Origin of the sequence: Nocardia gamkensis NBRC 108242, from assembly GCF_001612985.1 — a bacterium.
GTDB lineage: Bacteria > Actinomycetota > Actinomycetes > Mycobacteriales > Mycobacteriaceae > Nocardia > Nocardia gamkensis.
Genome location: NZ_BDBM01000035.1, coordinates 14,649 through 29,720 on the forward strand (window position 1 = coordinate 14,649; position 15,072 = coordinate 29,720).

17 protein-coding genes are annotated in these 15,072 nt (G+C 69.3%); 6 read left to right on the top strand and 11 right to left on the bottom strand.

Going from position 1 to position 15,072, the window contains the following annotated elements; genetic code table 11:
• Nucleotides 1-39 precede the first annotated feature (39 nt).
• A complete protein-coding gene (locus tag NG1_RS25245) occupies nucleotides 40-714 on the top strand; it encodes a TetR/AcrR family transcriptional regulator (RefSeq protein WP_062974789.1) in 675 nt (224 codons plus the stop codon).
• Nucleotides 715-763: 49 nt separating this feature from the next.
• Nucleotides 764-1,756 carry a zinc-binding dehydrogenase gene (locus NG1_RS25250; RefSeq protein ID WP_062974889.1) on the top strand — a complete coding sequence of 331 codons (993 nt, stop codon included), beginning with the start codon at nucleotides 764-766 and terminating at the stop codon, nucleotides 1,754-1,756.
• 10 nt (nucleotides 1,757-1,766) lie between these two features.
• Here the strand turns inward: NG1_RS25250 and NG1_RS25255 are convergent, their stop codons facing one another.
• A complete protein-coding gene (locus tag NG1_RS25255) occupies nucleotides 1,767-2,444 on the bottom strand; it encodes an O-methyltransferase (protein ID WP_040867389.1) in 678 nt (225 codons plus the stop codon).
• A gap of 114 nt (nucleotides 2,445-2,558) precedes the next feature.
• Here NG1_RS25255 and NG1_RS25260 point away from each other — a divergent pair, with 114 nt between their 5' ends.
• Complete coding sequence (locus NG1_RS25260) at nucleotides 2,559-3,404, top strand: SGNH/GDSL hydrolase family protein (RefSeq protein ID WP_084499179.1); 846 nt, start codon at nucleotides 2,559-2,561, stop codon at nucleotides 3,402-3,404.
• A gap of 63 nt (nucleotides 3,405-3,467) precedes the next feature.
• On the opposite strand, the gene NG1_RS25265 is transcribed toward NG1_RS25260, so the two are convergent.
• Together NG1_RS25265 and NG1_RS25270 are read right to left on the bottom strand one after the other, a co-directional pair.
• A complete protein-coding gene (locus NG1_RS25265; protein WP_062974791.1) occupies nucleotides 3,468-4,760 on the bottom strand; it encodes an SPFH domain-containing protein in 1,293 nt (430 codons plus the stop codon).
• Nucleotides 4,760-5,191, bottom strand: coding sequence for an NfeD family protein (locus NG1_RS25270; protein WP_062974793.1), 432 nt, complete (start codon nucleotides 5,189-5,191; stop codon nucleotides 4,760-4,762). The genes NG1_RS25265 and NG1_RS25270 overlap by 1 nt, the downstream gene beginning before the upstream one ends.
• Before the next feature lie 130 nt (nucleotides 5,192-5,321).
• Here NG1_RS25270 and NG1_RS25275 point away from each other — a divergent pair, with 130 nt between their 5' ends.
• From NG1_RS25275 to NG1_RS25285, 3 genes are all read left to right on the top strand, one after another.
• The gene (locus tag NG1_RS25275; protein ID WP_062974794.1) at nucleotides 5,322-6,146 is read left to right on the top strand and encodes a DUF3097 domain-containing protein; all 825 of its coding nucleotides are present in this window, start codon (nucleotides 5,322-5,324) and stop codon (nucleotides 6,144-6,146) included.
• Nucleotides 6,147-6,302: 156 nt separating this feature from the next.
• Nucleotides 6,303-7,118, top strand: coding sequence for an Rv1486c family protein (locus NG1_RS25280; RefSeq protein ID WP_062974796.1), 816 nt, complete (start codon nucleotides 6,303-6,305; stop codon nucleotides 7,116-7,118).
• A 23-nt stretch (nucleotides 7,119-7,141) separates the two neighbouring features.
• On the top strand, nucleotides 7,142-7,891 hold the full coding sequence (locus NG1_RS25285; RefSeq protein WP_062974798.1) for a S1 family peptidase: 750 nt from the start codon (nucleotides 7,142-7,144) through the stop codon (nucleotides 7,889-7,891).
• A gap of 19 nt (nucleotides 7,892-7,910) precedes the next feature.
• Here NG1_RS25285 and NG1_RS37540 read toward each other — a convergent pair whose 3' ends face one another.
• The 8 genes from NG1_RS37540 to moxR1 form a co-directional block, all read right to left on the bottom strand.
• Complete coding sequence (locus NG1_RS37540) at nucleotides 7,911-8,363, bottom strand: hypothetical protein (RefSeq protein WP_062974800.1); 453 nt, start codon at nucleotides 8,361-8,363, stop codon at nucleotides 7,911-7,913.
• A gap of 69 nt (nucleotides 8,364-8,432) precedes the next feature.
• Complete coding sequence (locus tag NG1_RS25295) at nucleotides 8,433-9,494, bottom strand: ferrochelatase (protein WP_062974802.1); 1,062 nt, start codon at nucleotides 9,492-9,494, stop codon at nucleotides 8,433-8,435.
• 22 nt (nucleotides 9,495-9,516) lie between these two features.
• Nucleotides 9,517-10,353 carry an NADH-dependent enoyl-ACP reductase InhA gene (gene inhA / locus NG1_RS25300; RefSeq protein ID WP_040867400.1) on the bottom strand — a complete coding sequence of 279 codons (837 nt, stop codon included), beginning with the start codon at nucleotides 10,351-10,353 and terminating at the stop codon, nucleotides 9,517-9,519.
• Nucleotides 10,354-10,433: 80 nt separating this feature from the next.
• A complete protein-coding gene (fabG1, locus tag NG1_RS25305; protein ID WP_062974804.1) occupies nucleotides 10,434-11,150 on the bottom strand; it encodes a 3-oxoacyl-ACP reductase FabG1 in 717 nt (238 codons plus the stop codon).
• Nucleotides 11,151-11,415: 265 nt separating this feature from the next.
• On the bottom strand, nucleotides 11,416-11,718 hold the full coding sequence (locus NG1_RS25310; RefSeq protein ID WP_168434205.1) for a peptidase inhibitor family I36 protein: 303 nt from the start codon (nucleotides 11,716-11,718) through the stop codon (nucleotides 11,416-11,418).
• Between the two features lie 122 nt (nucleotides 11,719-11,840).
• On the bottom strand, nucleotides 11,841-12,842 hold the full coding sequence (locus tag NG1_RS25315; RefSeq protein ID WP_062974809.1) for a VWA domain-containing protein: 1,002 nt from the start codon (nucleotides 12,840-12,842) through the stop codon (nucleotides 11,841-11,843).
• Nucleotides 12,839-13,792 carry a DUF58 domain-containing protein gene (locus tag NG1_RS25320; RefSeq protein WP_062974811.1) on the bottom strand — a complete coding sequence of 318 codons (954 nt, stop codon included), beginning with the start codon at nucleotides 13,790-13,792 and terminating at the stop codon, nucleotides 12,839-12,841. Before NG1_RS25320 ends, NG1_RS25315 begins: the two co-directional genes overlap by 4 nt.
• A gap of 32 nt (nucleotides 13,793-13,824) precedes the next feature.
• Nucleotides 13,825-15,000: a chaperone MoxR1 gene (moxR1, locus tag NG1_RS25325; RefSeq protein WP_062974814.1), complete on the bottom strand. Its 1,176-nt coding sequence runs from the start codon at nucleotides 14,998-15,000 to the stop codon at nucleotides 13,825-13,827.
• Between the last annotated feature and the right edge of the window lie 72 nt (nucleotides 15,001-15,072).

Here is a 15,072-nt window from a genome sequence, read left to right on the forward strand (position 1 = left end):
CGCGTACGTCGTACGCATGAGTCCGGGTACAGTGTACGCATGCTGCACCGCGCCGCCATAGTCGATACCGCGATCGAGCTCGCCGACTCCGAGGGTCTGGACGCGCTGTCCATGCGGCGCATCGCCGACCGGCTCGGGGTCGGCGCCATGTCGCTGTATCGCCACGTCGCGAACAAAGACGAACTGCTCGCGCTGATGACCGACGAAGTGGCCCGGCGCAATCCGTACCCCTCCCCCGAAGGACAGCGGTGGACCTGGCGCGACCGGGTTCGCATCGCCGCCGAGATCGACTGGGCCCTGTACCGGCGGCATCCGTGGGTGCTGCTCACCTTCGCCACTCCGCGCTACAGCTTCGGGCCGCAGAGTCTGGCCTGCCTGGCCTGGTTGGTGGACGGCTTCCTGGAACTCGGCGTGTCCACCCGCGAGGCGACCGGCATGTCCTTCTCGGTGTGGAATCACATCTCCGGCGCGACGCTGCCGGAGATCAGCGCGGATTTGATGGCGCGCAAAGGCATGGACCCCGGCGGGGACAACGGGCTGCGGACGCTGTTGAACGGCACGGCGCAGGATTCGATCCCTTCCGTCCTGACTGATCTGGCCGGCAGCGGTGTGCGCGATCTGACGCAGGAGGAACTGCTCTACGACGGACTCGACGCGCTCTGCGACGGATTCGAGGCCAGGGCCACGCGCCGCGATCGGTTGACCTCGACCTGAGTTGATGTTGCAGGCTGGCCGGCGACCGCATCACGATCGAGGAGTCACCGTGCACGCCATTCGCCTCCATGCCTTCGGCCCGGCCGAGAATCTGCGCTACGAACCCGTGCCCGATCCCGTGCCGGGCCCCGGCCAGGTCCGCATCGCGGTGGCCGCCGCCGGTGTGCATCTGGTCGATACGACGCTGCGCAGGGGCGAGGCCGGGCCGTTTCCCGCGCCCGAGCTGCCGTCCATCCCCGGGCGCGAAGTCGCGGGCACGGTGGACCGCGTGGGCGCGGGCGTGGCCGCGAGCCTGCTGGGCGCGCAGGTGGTGGCCCATCTCGGCGCGGTGCCCGGCGGATACGCCGAACTGGCCGTCACCGACGCCGCCCGGCTGCACGAGATCCCGGCGAACCTGGACGCGGCGCAGGCGGTGGCGATGATCGGCACCGGCCGGACCACCATGGGAATCCTCCAGTTCACCGAACTGAAGCCCGGCAGCGTCGTGCTGGTGACGGCCGCGGCGGGCGGCATCGGCACCCTGCTCGTGCAGTACGCGAAGAACGCCGGAGCCACGGTGATCGGCTTGGCCGGTGGCCCCGCGAAAGTGGATCAGGTGCGGCGCAACGGCGCAGACCTGGCGGTGGACTATCTGTCGCCGGACTGGCCCGAGCGGGTCCGTGCGCGCGTCGGCGACCACGGGACGAACGTGCTGTTCGATTCCGTGGGCGGCGACGTCGCCCGCACCGGCATCGATCTGCTCGCACCGGGCGGGCAGCATCTGGTCTACGGCTGGTCGGGCAAGTCGGCCGCCGAGGGACCGGTGCGGCTTTCCGCCGCGGAACTGGCCGAACGCGGCATCACCTCGGAGACGGTGATCGGCCCGCCGATGTCGGCGCGTGCGGGCGGCGATCTGCGCGTGCTCGAGGACCGCGCCATGGCCGAGGCGGCCGCAGGCCGGCTGCGCCCCGCGATCCATCGCTTCGCGCTCGCCGACGCGGCCGCCGCGCACCGCGCGCTGGAGACTCGCGCGACGACCGGCAAGGTGGTGCTGGAGCCCTAGCCGAGCGGGTTCACTCGGCGCTGTCGCCGTTCACCACGGCATAGGCGAAGCCGTCCCAGCCCTTGCCGCCGACGGTCTGGACCACGGTCGCGTCCAGGCTCGGTTCGGCGGAGAGCAACTCCACCAGCTCGCGACTGGCCTGTGCGTTCGGATCCTCGGAATGCTCCTCGGCGATCGCGCCGCCGCGCACGACGTTGTCGACGATGATCACCGAACCGGGCCGGGTCAGCCGCAGCGCCCACAGCACGTAATTCGAGTTGTTCACCTTGTCCGCGTCGATGAACACCAGGTCGAAGGGGTCCGGGTCCTCCTCCGCGAGTACGGGCAGGCTGTCCAGCGCGGCGCCGACCCGGATCTCCACCCGGTCGCCCACACCCGCCCGTTCCAGGTTCGCCCGCGCCACATCGGCGTGCTCGGCGGCGAACTCCAGCGTGACCACCCGGCCCTTGGGCCCGACCGCGCGAGCGAGCCAGATCGTGCTGTATCCGCCGAGCGTGCCGATCTCCAGCACCCGCCGTGCCCCAACCGTCCTGGCCAGCAGATGCAGGAATTTCCCCTGTGGCGGTGACACGTCGATCGGGGGCAGGCCGGCCGCCTTGTTCGCCGCCAGCGCCGCGTCGGAATCGGGATCCGCCACCAGCGTCTCCACGAGATAGCGGTCCACGTCGGCCCATCCAGGTGTCGTCATACCTGGAAGTCTGCCACCCGATTCCGCCCGCGTGCCCACCTCGCCGGGTAGCGTTCGGCACAGAGACGTACATGTCCCGGGAGGGCGCCGACGAACGGACGGACAGGATCCGACATGACGAATCTTGCACGGGCCGTCGCGGTCGTCGCCTGCTCGATCGCCTTCGGCGCCACCGGCTCCGTCGAGGCCGCCCCCCTCGGCGGTGGGGCCGAGTACGTCGCGCTGGGCGATTCCGGAGCGGCCACCACGGGCGTGCGGAACTTCGACATCACCGCCCCGCCGCGCTGCCTCCGCTCGACCGCGAACACACCGAAGCTCATCGCCCGGGAGCTCGATCTGCGCCTCGACGACCGCACCTGCAACTCCGCGCGCATCCCGGATCTCGCCGCCGCGCAGCAGCCGGGCATTCCACCGCAGTTCGAGGCCCTCGGTCCCGGCACCAGGTTGGTCACGGTGCACATAGGCGCCAACGACGCCTTGATGGCCGAGCACATCGTCGCCTGCCATGTCTACGGCCTCTCCGGCGCGGGTGGGTGTGCCGGTCCGGACTGGGATGCCGCCATCGACGCGATCGCCGCGCCCTACGCGGCCGCGTTGCAACAGGTTTCGGATCTGGCGCCGCGGGCGACGATCGTCGTCGACGGCTGGCCGACCTATGTGCGCGACGGCGGCTGTCCGGAGCTGGTCGGTCTCCGACCGTCCGACGCCGCGCCCATCCAAGCGGCCTTCGATCGTCTCGACACCGTGGTCGCCCGCGTCGCCACCGCGCACGGCGCGATCTACGTCGACACCCGCGCCGCCTCGGCGGGCCGTGACGCGTGCGCACCCGTCGGTGTCCGCTGGATCGACCCGGTCATCGCCACGGAAACACTCATCCCCTATCACCTCACCCCGCAGGGCATGCGTGGCGTCGCCGACGTCATCCTTCCCGCGATCCGTGGCACCGGCCTGCCCCGCTGAACGATTCGGCCGCACCGACACGCCCGCCCCGGACTCGGGGAGTCCGGGGCGGGTCGGGTGGTGTTATTTCGAGAAGTTCTCCGGCGGCTGCCAAGGACGGCCGTGTGGGTCGTCCGGGCGCTGGGCCGGCGGCTGCGGCGGCTGCTGTTGTTGCGGCGGCTGCTGCTGGGGCGGGAAAGCCTCCTGCGGCGGGATCACCGGCTGGTGCGGCGACGGTTCGAAGTTCTGCGGAGGCGGTGTCGGTGTCGGTGTCGGTGTCAGCCCCTCGACCGGAGTCCGCGCCGTCGCCTCGGCGGCCCGGACGGCTCGCTCGATGGTCGGGTCGGGTGCGGTGTCGAACCAGTCCGCGACATCGGAGTCGTCCTCCGGCTTGGCTTCCGCGCCGTCCGATGCGGGCGGCTCGTACCGGAACACACCGTCCTCGCCTTGGGTGCCGAAGCTCTTGGCGAACCCTTCCAGCGCTTTGCCGAAATCGCTGGGCACCAGCCACACCTTGTTGGCGTCACCGCGCGCGACCATGGGCAGCGTCTGCAGGTACTGGTAGGCAAGCAGTTCCGGCGTCGGCTTGCCGGATTTGATGGCGGCGAAGACCTTTTCGATGGCCTTGGCCTGGCCTTGCGCCTGCAGGAAGGCGGCGGCGCGCTCACCCTGCGCCCGCAGGATGCGGCTCTGCCGTTCGCCTTCGGCGGCCAGGATCGACGACTGCTTGGCGCCCTCGGCGGACAGGATCTGCGCCTGCTTCGAGCCCTCGGCCGTCTTGATCTGCGATTCGCGCTGACCCTCCGCGGTGAGGATCATGGCGCGCTTCTCCCGGTCGGCCTTCATCTGCTTCTCCATCGACTCCTGGATCGACGGAGGCGGATCGATGCTCTTCAGCTCGACCCGCGCGACGCGCAGCCCCCAGCGCCCGGTCGCCTCGTCCAGCACGCCGCGCAACTGGCCGTTGATCGAGTCGCGCGAGGTGAGGGTCTGCTCGAGCGTCATACCACCGACGACGTTGCGCAGCGTGGTGACGGTCAGCTGCTCGACGGCGGCGATGTAGTTGCTGATCTCGTAGACCGCCGCCTGCGGGCTGGTCACTTGGAAATAGACCACGGTGTCGATGTGCAGGGTCAGGTTGTCCTCGGTGATCACCGGCTGCGGCGGGAACGACACCACCCGCTCCCGAAGATCCACCTTGGCGCGCACCCGGTCGGCGAACGGCACCAGGAACGTGAGCTGGCCGGACACGGTACGCGAATACCGGCCCAGTCGCTCGATCACCGCGGCCTCGGCCTGCGGCACCAGCGCGATCGACTTGAAGACCACCACAACGACCAGCAACACGAGGACGGCGGCAACGATCAGTACAGGCATCAAGGCCCTTTCCAGACGACGGCGGTCGCGCCGTCGATCTTCATGACATACACGGTCGTACCCGGTTCGTAGACTTCGGTCGTGTCCATCGGCCGCGCGGTCCACACTTCACCGCCCAGTTTCACCTGGCCGGAGTGCGCGGCGACCTGTTCGAGCACCAGGGCGGTCTTCCCCGGCAGCGCGTCGACGTTCGTCGGCGTGGGCGGCGGAGTTCCGAAGCGACGCCGGATGATCGGCCGCACGCCGAGGAACAGCACCGCCGAGACCACCGCGAAGACGATGGCATCCACCACCAGCGAGGTGTCCGCCGCCGCGCTGACACCCGCCGTGCCCAGCGCGGCGACGCCGAGCATCAGCAGGGTGAAATCGCCGGTGAGCATCTCCGCCGCCGCGAGCAGAACGCCCGCGACCAGCCAAAAAATTGCGGCCACACGACCACTGTAGTGCGCCGATCATGATATCGGGCGCGACCTTCGCGAGTACTCCCGATGAATTCCGGCCGCGAACGCGCGGTGACCCGGCTGCGCCGAAAGCCGCAGCGGCGGTGCTAGCTTCAAGCGGGTGAGCGGGCGTGACAGGTATGGCGACATCTACTCCGGGCATCCTCGATCGAAGAAGAGGGTGGTGCCGACGGTCACCGCGGATCGCGACCTGGTCGTCGAGGACGCCGCCACCGGATTCTGCGGCGCGGTGGTCGGATTCGATCGCAGCTACGACGGCGAGTTCGTCAAGCTGGAGGACGCGCGCGGCGCGGTGCGCCTGTTCGCGCTGCGCGAGGCCGCGTTCCTCATCGACGGCGAGCCCGTGACGCTGGTGCGGCCGACGGCCGCCCCGCCGAAGACGCCGAGCCGTTCCGCCTCCGGCTCCACCAGGGTCGATGGTCTGCGCGCCCGGATCGCCCGCGGCAGCCGGATCTGGGTGGAGGGCGTCCACGACGCCGCGCTCGTCGAGCGGGTGTGGGGCCACGACCTGCGCGTCGAGGGCGTCGTCGTGGAGCAGCTGGAAGGCCTGGACAATCTGGCCGCCCGCCTGGCCGAATTCCGGCCGGGCCCGGGCAGGCGGGTCGGCGTGCTGGTCGACCACTTGGTGACCGGGTCGAAGGAAACCCAGCTGACCACCGGACTCGGGCCGCATGTCCTGGTGACCGGTCACCCGTTCGTCGACGTCTGGCAGGCGGTGCGCCCTTCCACCCTCGGGATCGCGCGGTGGCCACGGGTGCCGCGCGACGAGGACTGGAAGACCGGCGTCTGCGAACGGCTGCGCTGGGGCACTCCGCAGGACGGCTGGCGGCGGGTGTACGACGCGGTGAGTTCCTTTCGTGATCTGGAGGCGCCGCTCATCGGCGCGGTCGAGCGTCTCATCGATTTCGTCACCGAACCGGACTAGCGCGTTCCGGGAGCAGGGCCCGAGCCAGATGCCGGGCGGTATCCGCGCGGACCCGCTCGTCGCGGGCAGCGCGGCGACCCCGGTTTCCGCGCTGCTCACGAATGCCCTTGCGCATGGATGCCCACCGGTAGCGCCCACCCTTTATGCTCGATAATTATGTGCTCTCCAAGTGCGACGCTGACGGTGTGGGCGAGCTCCTGGCTGGCCGGCCGCAGCGCGCCCGACGACGTTTTGGCCGCCTTGCACGCGTGGGCGCCGAAGCACACGATCGCGGCGGGCGACCCGCTCACCGGCGGCCGCACCGATCTACCCTGGTCCGCACACGGCAACCTGCCGGGAAGCGGAGTCATGGCGCTGCTCAAGGTGATTCGCGAGACGATGGCCCAAGCCGGGGCGCAACTGCGGCTGGTGCTGCCCGTCCCGGGGGACGTGCGCGGAGTTCCCAGCGGTACGGCGTTCGCCGCCGACGCCGTCGAGGCCGAGGAGGGCATCCTGATCGGCGTACCGGGCGCCGAAGGCACCGGCCTCATCCCGCAGTGGTCCGACGACGACACGCTGCAGTGGACCGTCTACAGCACCCCCATCCCCGCCGCTCCCGGCCCCGACATGTCACTCGGTGAGGCCGAATACGCGATGCGCGAAGCGGTCCGCGACGCCGCCGACGCGCTGATGAAACTGCACACCACGTCACTCGGCACGGTGGACTCCGATCCGCGCGAACTCATCGAAGCCGAACTCGCCGACTACTCGCGCCACGACTACCCCGAGTCGATCCCGCTGCGTGCCAGGCGCATTCTCGACACCGCCGATCATGTGGCGGCCATCCTCACGGTGGCGCAGCGGGAGCCCGCTTCCGCGCCCACGTCCGCCAGCGCGATCGGCGCGCAGGAATCGCTGCTGCGACCGCTGTGGGACGCGATCCGCGCCGCGCGCCTGGTCGCCGTGCACGCCTCCGCGCGCGAGAGCCGCTGACATCATGGCGCGGGCGGTGTGACATGCGAGTTTCCCGCCGTGGCCGCACCGCCGCCCTCACCGTGCTGATCGGTCTCGCGCTACACGCCCCGGCCGCGGCGATCGTGGGCGGCACCGATGCGACGACGGCGGAGTACCCGTGGCTGGCCGCCATCGGCACGCCCTTGTTCCTCACCCGCGCTTCCGGCCAGTTCTGCGGCGGCGCGCTCATCGCTCCGGACGAGGTGATCACCACGGCGCACTGCGTGGCCCTGACCCGTCCGCTCGCGCAGACGCTCACCGTCACCTTCGGCCGCGACGACCTCCGCGAGCAGACCGGAAACACGGTGCACGTGAAGGATATTCGCATTCATCCGGACTTCCGTGCCACCGTTCTCGACACGACGACCGCCTATCAGAACGATGTGGCGATCCTGACCCTGGACGAGCCGCAGTCCGGTCCGACGATCACCGTCGCCGCACCCGCTCCCGGCAGCACCGCCACCATCCTGGGCTGGGGCGCGACCTTCGAAACCGATGAGGCCAACACCCGGTTGCACGCCGCGAACGTTCCTCTGTCCATCGACGCGGAGTGCGCCACCGCCTACGGCCCGGCCTTCGACCCGCGCACCATGCTCTGCGCGGGCAGCCCGACCGCCGACACCGCACAGTACGACAGCGGTGGACCGATTGTCGTCGACGGGCGCCTCGCCGGTCTCACCTCCTGGGGCACCGGCGCGGCCCGCCCCGGCTTCCCCACCGTCTACACCCGCCTGGCCGCCCCGAACTTCTGATCGTTCGAGTCGGGGATGCTCACCGCTGCGGCGGCTGGTACGGCTGCTGCGCGGGATAGGGCTGCTGCTGCGGGTACTGCTGATACTGCTGTTGCGGTTGCGACGGATAGGGCTGCTGGTACTGCTGCGGCGGTGCGTACTGCTGTTGCCCCGAGAAATCCTGCGGAGGATACGGCTGCGGGTACTGCTGCCCCTGGGGATACTGCTGTTGCTGGAACTGCTGCTGTTGCGGGTACTGCTGCTGGGACTGGTTCGCTTTGCCTCGCTTGCTCAGCCAGATGATGAGTCCGATGACCACGGCGACGACCCCGATGCACAGCAGCAGACCACCGAGGGAGAACCCACCACCGCCACTGCTGCGGCCGCGGCGCCTGGCCTCCGTGGCGTCGAGCGCCACCGTCCACACGTTCGCATCGGACCAGGCGTGCGGATCGAGCAGCGCGGCATTGGTCAGCACGTCGGCATAGGTCATCGAGAGATACCCCCCAGGAAGTCGGATTCGGCGATCGGTCGCTGGCGATGCTATCGCGCCCGCGACGTCTCAATTCCCAGTCGTGGGACGGCGCGCAACCGCGCAACAGCCGACGGCACACGGTTCGCCGTCGCGTGTGCAGCCGTAGCCCGGGACCGACCCGAGCCGCCGGGGTTCGATGCCGCGCAACTGCTCGGAGACCAGCTCGACGATCAGCTTCGCGAAGCGCGGGTCGGTTCCCGGCGTCGCGGCCCTGGCGAAGCCCATGCCGAGCTCGGCGGCTTTCCGCGCGGCCTCGTTGTCCAGGTCCCAGATGACTTCGAGATGATCCGAGACGAAGCCCACCGGGCAGACGACCACGGCCTCGACCCCCTTGGCCGCGAGATCGTCCAGGTGGTCGACGATATCCGGATCCAGCCAGGGCACCTGCGGCGGACCGGAACGAGACTGCCAGACGACGTCGTAGTCGGTGAAACCCGTTGCCGCGGCGCACAACCGGGCCGCCTCGGCGACCTGACGACTGTAGAGCCGCCCACCGTCGGCCGGCGGCCCCGCGGCGGCATCGGCCGATACCGGGATCGAGTGCGCGGTGAACACCAGCCGCGCCGCGGCGCGCTGCCCGGCCGCGAGCTGATCGCGCGCCGCGCGGATGGCGTCGGCGAACGCCTCGATCAACAGCGGGTGATCGAAGTACTGGCGCAGCTTCAGCAGTTCCGGCGCGCCCGCGCCGAATGCCGCCCGCGCACGGACGATGTCCTCGTGGTACTGCAGGCAGCCGGAGTAGCCGCCCCAGGCCGAAGTCGGGAAGACCAGCGCGGAGCCGACGTCGGCGGCGGCCATCCGGGCCACGGTGTCCTCCACCATGGGGTGCCAGTTCCGGTTACCGAAGTACACCGGCAGCTCCAGGCCCGCGGCGGACAGTTCGGCCTCGACCGCCGCGAGGATGTCGCGATTGAGCGCGTTGATCGGCGAGACACCGCCGAAGTGCAGGTAGTGCTCGGCGACCGCCTCGAGGCGCTCACGTGGCACTCCCCTGCCCCGGGTGACGTTCTCCAGGAACGGCATCACGTCTTCGGGACGCTCCGGACCGCCGAAGGACAGCAGCAGCAGCGCGTCGGCGGTCCGAACCACGGTGTCTCCCCTCGAATCCGGCTCAGTTGATGGACATGTCCTCGGGGAACCAGGTGTTGTGGCTGGCTCCGCCGTCGACGTAGATGATCGAGCCGGTGGTACCCGGCAGCCAGTCCGACAGCAGCGCCACAATCGACTTCGCCACCACCGTGGGGTCGTCGACGTCCCAGCCGATCGGCGACGCGCCGTCCCAGTAGGTGTTGAGCTGGTTGAGCTTGGCCGCGTCGTCGGTCGCGGTGCCCGCGATCGCCTTGGCGGCCAGCGTCTTGATCGGACCGGCGGCGATGAGGTTGGAGCGGATCTTCTTGGCGGCGCCCACCTCCCGCGCGACGTACCGGTTCACCGACTCCAGCGCCGCCTTCGCGACACCCATCCAGTTGTAGAAGGGCATCGCCGTGCGCGGGTCGAAGTCCATGCCGACGATCGAGCCGCCCTCGTTCATCACCGGCAGCACCGCGCGCGACAGCGAGGCGTAGCTCCACGCCGAGATCTCGAACGCCTTGGCGGCGTCCGGACCGGGACCCTCCAGGAACGGCCGCGCCTCCGGCCCCATCAGGGTGCGGGGTGCGAACGCGATCGAGTGCAGCACTCCGTCGATGCCCTGCGGAGCCAGTTCACGCAGCTTGTCGGCCAAGCCTGCGAGATCCTCTTCGCTGGTGACGTCGAGCCCGATGGCCGGCGGGACCTCCTGGGGCAGGCGCTTGGCGATCCGGTCGATCAGCCGCAGCCGCTCCGGGATGCCGGTGATGACCACCTTCGCGCCCTGCTCCTGCGCGACAGCCGCCGCGTGGAACGCGATCGACGAATCGGTGATGATGCCCGTGACCAGGATGGTCTTGCCTTCGAGCAGTCCGCCCATGAGTTCTCGGTTCTCCTGAAATTCGTATGTGGGATTGGCTGCGGGCGGCCGCGCTCGGCCGCGCTACGCGTTCGGTGTGGTCAGTGACCCATGCCCATGCCGCCGTCGACGGGAATCACCGCGCCGGAGACGTAGGCGGAATCCTCGGAAGCCAGAAAGCTGACGACGGCCGCGATGTCCTCGGGCTGGCCGAGCCGCTGCAGGGGGATGAACTTCTTGGCCATGTCGCGCATGTCTTCGGGAAGGTCGGCGGTCATGTCGGTCTCGATGAAGCCCGGGGCGACGACATTCGCGGTGATCGACCGCGAGCCGAGTTCGCGGGTGATCGAGCGGGCCAGGCCGATCACACCCGCCTTGGACGAGGCGTAGTTGATCTGTCCTGCTTGGCCGCTCATGCCGACCACCGAGCCGAGGAAGATCATCCGGCCCCAGCGCCCGCGCAACATCGCGCGGTTCGCCCGCTTGGCGCACCGGAACGCACCGGTCAGATTGGCGTCGAGCACGCGGGTGAACTGCTCCTCGTTCATCCGCATCAGCAGCGTGTCGTCGGTGATACCCGCGTTGGCCACGAGGACCTCGACCGGCCCCTGGTGCGCCTCCACCTCGGTGAAGGCGCGGTCCACCGATTCGCTGTCGGTCACATCGCATTTCACACCGAACAGGCCGTCGGGCACCCCCGACCCACGATGCGTGACGGCCACCTTGTGACCGTCGGCAAGCAGACGCTGCGCGACCGCGAGTCCGATGCCGCGGTTACCGCCGGTCACCAGGACCGAACGTGACGTTGTGTTCGACATGGGCTAAACCTACCTGGTCGGGGTGATCACGCATGAGCGGGCATCGATGCTCGAGGCGATGACACATGCTCCGGCATCGGTGCTCGTGCGATGTCACCCGTTCGAGACGCCGACCGACGGCACATCCGCGCCCGGCGCTGGTCGGGCCCCGATCCGATCCTCCGATGTCGTCGCGCTTCGCCGCGGGTTCCGCACGCGAAAATCGGGCCGTGTGCGTGCGGAACGCACGCACACGGCCCGATCGTGGCCTCGGTCGATCACCGAATCAGCACTGCCTGCACCAGTGCACCGAGTAGGCGTCGAATCCGAGATCGGAAAACGACGTGGCGCCGTTCGTGTGGCGACCGTTGCAGTTCGAACTTTCCCAGAAGGTCAGCGACTGACCGCTGCGATTCACCACCGAACGGGCGGCGCCGCCCTTCGGGTAGGTCAATACACACGAGGTCGAGTCGACCACCGGAATCCACTCGAGCATCCTGCCGGTGTAGTTCGCCCCCGTCCACATACAGACGCTCCCGTTCGGACACGACGGCGCGGCGGCCGCTTCCGGCGCCCCCACGAGAAACATCGCAGTGAAAATGGCTGCCGCAGACGCGATTACAGTACGCATCGAAACTCCCTCCCCAGACTGATACGAGCCTGAGCGTACCGAAGCTTCTCCTGGCGGACAACGCCTTTCCGCCGCTCCGACTACGGAAGCCGTTGCCGATACAGCAGACCCGTGATGATTCCCGCCGCGACGAGCAAGAGGCCGAGCAACAGCCAGGGCCGGCTCGCGTCGCCCCGAGTCAGCTCGAATCCGATCTGCTCCTCGAGCGTGTTGTACACCTTCGTCAACTCGTCCAAGGAAGCCGCCGTGTAGAACTCTCCACCACTCAGACGCGCGATCTCCCGCATGGCGTCGTCGTCCACCTTGACTTCCACGCGATCGCGCGAACCGTCCTCACGCGGAATCTCCACGACACCCCAGGCGGTGCCGAAGGAAATGGTGGAGATCGGGATGTTCTTGCTCTTGGCGAGCCGGGCCGCGACGTATTCGTGCCGCGGATTGTCGAAGTCGGTGAAATTGGGAACGGTTTGTTTGCCGTCCGACATGAGCACGATCCGGGCGGGCGGCGGCTGCTGGCCGCCGCCGAGCACCGTGGCGAGCGTCTGGATCGCCTGCAGCGCGGTATGGATTCCTTCGCCGGTGGCGGTGCGCTCGGCGAGGCGGACATTGTCGATCGCGGCCTTGACCGATTCGTGGTTGGTCGTCGGCGAGACCATCACCGAGGCGGTGCCCGCGAAGGTGACGAAGCCGATGTTCACGCCTTCGGGCAACCCGTCGACGAACTCCTTGCCCGCCTGCTTGGCGACCTGGATGCGGCTGGGGGCGACGTCGGTCGCCTCCATCGACAGCGACACGTCCATCACGAGCATGACGGTTGCGCGGTTGCGCGGCACCTTCTTGACCGCGGTCGGTCCCGCGGCCGCGACGGTGAGGAACACCAGGCCGACGAGCAACAGCGCCACGGCCACGTGGCGGAACGGGCTCGGCCGCGAGGGAGCTACCTTCTCCAGCAGCTCCATGTTGGTGAACTTCAACATGTGCTTGCGCCGGGTGCGCTGCACCAGGACGTAGCCCAGCGCGATCAGCGCGATGACGGCGAGAAATCCGAGCCAGATCTGTGCGGTGAAATGCGAAATACTCACTGACGTGGCACCCGCCCGGTCGGGGCGCCGAAGCTGTGGCGCCGGGTGGACACGAACCGGACCACATCGGCGATCCAGTCCCGGTCGGTTCGCAGGGTGAGCACCGGGGCGCCACAGCTGCGCAGCGCCTGTTCGACCTGCTCACGGTGGCGCTGCGCGGCAGCCGCGAAATCGGCGCGCAGCGTGGAGGTCACGCTGAACTCGCGGGTGCGCCCGGTCTCCGGGTCGTGCAGCACGACGTCGCCCATATCGGGCAGCGACAGGTCGCGCGGGTCGAGCACCTCGACCGCGAGCAGATCGTGCCTGGCCGAGATCGCGCGCAGCGAGCGCTGCCAATCGATGTCGCCCAGGAAATCGCTGATGATCACCGCGAGTCCGCGCTTGCGCTGCGGGCGGCGCAGCGATTCGATGCCGCCGCGCAGGTCGCCGCGCACACCGTCACGCGCGTGCGGGGTGGTCGCGATGCTGCGCAGCAGTGACTGGGCGTGCACCCGCCCGCCGCGCGCCGGGATGCGGGTCAACCGTTCGCCGGTGGCGACGACCGCGCCGATCCGGTTGCCGCCACCACTGGTCAGATGGGTGATCGCGGCCGCGGCGGCGATGGCGAGGTCACGCTTCTGGCAGGCGGCGGTGCCGAAGTCGAGGCTGGCCGACAGATCGACCACCATCCAGGTCTCCAGCTCCCGGTCGGCGATCATCTGCCGCACGTGCGGATGGGTGGTGCGGGCGGTGACCGACCAATCCATCTGGCGCACGTCGTCACCGGGCTGATAGGCCCGCGCCTCGCCCGGCTCGGAGCCGGGTCCGGGGATCAGACCGAGGTGATCGCCGTGCAGCACGCCGTCGAGCCTGCGGCGCACGGTGAGTTCGAGGGTCTTGAGCGCGACCGTGAGCCTCGGGTCGGTCAGCTCGCCCGAATGGAAGGACGGCGGTGCGTGGGACGGCGACATCGGCACTGGCACAACCGGATCCGATGCCGAGGTCACTTCGGCGGGAGGGTGCCCGCGGGCTGGGACTGCTGCCCGTTGGGCGGCTGGGGAACGGCCTGCTGCGGCTGCGGAATCTGCTGCTGCGGGGCACCCTGCGCAGGGGCGGCCGGCGCGCCCGGCGCGACGGCCTGCGGGGCGACCTGCGGCAGGCCGACCGTCTGCAGAACGCGCTTGATGACGTCCTCCGGGCTGATCTCGTCGGCGAGCGCGTCGTAGGACAGCACCAGGCGATGGCGCAGCACGTCCGGGATCACCTCGACGACGTCCTGCGGCACCACGTAGTCGCGGCCGCGGATCAGCGCCACCGCACGCGCTGCGGCGATGATGCCGAGGCTGGCACGCGGGGAGGCGCCGTAGGAGATCCAGCTGGCCACGTCCTGCATGCCGAATTCGGCCGGTTTGCGGGTCGCCGCGATCACCCGGACCACGTAGTCGACCAGAGCGTGGTGCACGAAGGTATTGGCCGCGACCTTCTGCAGGCGGATCAGGTCCTCCGGCGCCAGGATGCGGCTCGCCTCCGGCGGGGTGACGCCCATCCGGTAGATGATCTCGCGCTCCTCCTCCACCGAGGGGTAGTCGACGACGACCTTGAACAGGAAGCGGTCGCGCTGCGCCTCGGGCAGCGGATACACGCCCTCGCTCTCGATCGGGTTCTGCGTCGCCATGACCAGGAACGGGTCCGGCATCGGGTAGGTCTTGCCGCCGATCGACACGTGCCGCTCGGCCATCACCTCGAGCAGCGCCGACTGCACCTTGGCGGGCGCGCGGTTGATCTCGTCGGCGAGCACGAAGTTCGCGACGACCGGGCCGAGCTCGGTGTCGAACTGCTCGCGGCCCTGCCGGTAGATGCGGGTACCGATGAGATCGGTGGGCACCAGGTCGGGCGTGAACTGCACCCGGGCGAACGAACCGCCGACCACCTTGGCGAAGGTCTCCACGGCGAGGGTCTTCGCGATACCGGGAACGCCTTCGAGCAGGACGTGACCGCGCGCGAGCACACCGACGAGCAGTCGTTCGACCAGGCGGTCCTGGCCCACGATCACCCGCTTGACCTCGTAGATCGCCTTCTCCAGGGTCTGGACGTCACGCTCGAGGGTGCTGGGCGTGGAAGCCGGCGTGTCCTTCGCCGAGTTCACTCCGCTCACACCGTCCGTCGAAGTCACCAACATCCCCGCTTTCGCCTTGGTCCTGTGCGTGCTGCCACAACTATTCCAGGTAATCACCGCCTGTGCCGCAACCGG

Excerpts from the sequence above, each read along its gene's own strand:
- inhA (WP_040867400.1), bottom strand. The coding sequence starts at position 10,353 with ATGGGCGGACTGCTCGAAGGCAAGACCATCCTGGTCACGGGCATCATC.
- fabG1 (WP_062974804.1), bottom strand. The coding sequence starts at position 11,150 with ATGTCGAACACAACGTCACGTTCGGTCCTGGTGACCGGCGGTAACCGC.
- NG1_RS37540 (WP_062974800.1), bottom strand. The coding sequence starts at position 8,363 with ATGACCTATGCCGACGTGCTGACCAATGCCGCGCTGCTCGATCCGCAC.
- NG1_RS25285 (WP_062974798.1), top strand. The coding sequence starts at position 7,142 with ATGCGAGTTTCCCGCCGTGGCCGCACCGCCGCCCTCACCGTGCTGATC.
- NG1_RS25320 (WP_062974811.1), bottom strand. The coding sequence starts at position 13,792 with ATGTCGCCGTCCCACGCACCGCCGTCCTTCCATTCGGGCGAGCTGACC.
- moxR1 (WP_062974814.1), bottom strand. The coding sequence starts at position 15,000 with ATGTTGGTGACTTCGACGGACGGTGTGAGCGGAGTGAACTCGGCGAAG.
- NG1_RS25280 (WP_062974796.1), top strand. The coding sequence starts at position 6,303 with ATGTGCTCTCCAAGTGCGACGCTGACGGTGTGGGCGAGCTCCTGGCTG.
- NG1_RS25265 (WP_062974791.1), bottom strand. The coding sequence starts at position 4,760 with ATGCCTGTACTGATCGTTGCCGCCGTCCTCGTGTTGCTGGTCGTTGTG.
- NG1_RS25245 (WP_062974789.1), top strand. The coding sequence starts at position 40 with ATGCTGCACCGCGCCGCCATAGTCGATACCGCGATCGAGCTCGCCGAC.
- NG1_RS25255 (WP_040867389.1), bottom strand. The coding sequence starts at position 2,444 with ATGACGACACCTGGATGGGCCGACGTGGACCGCTATCTCGTGGAGACG.
- NG1_RS25310 (WP_168434205.1), bottom strand. The coding sequence starts at position 11,718 with ATGTTTCTCGTGGGGGCGCCGGAAGCGGCCGCCGCGCCGTCGTGTCCG.
- NG1_RS25260 (WP_084499179.1), top strand. The coding sequence starts at position 2,559 with ATGACGAATCTTGCACGGGCCGTCGCGGTCGTCGCCTGCTCGATCGCC.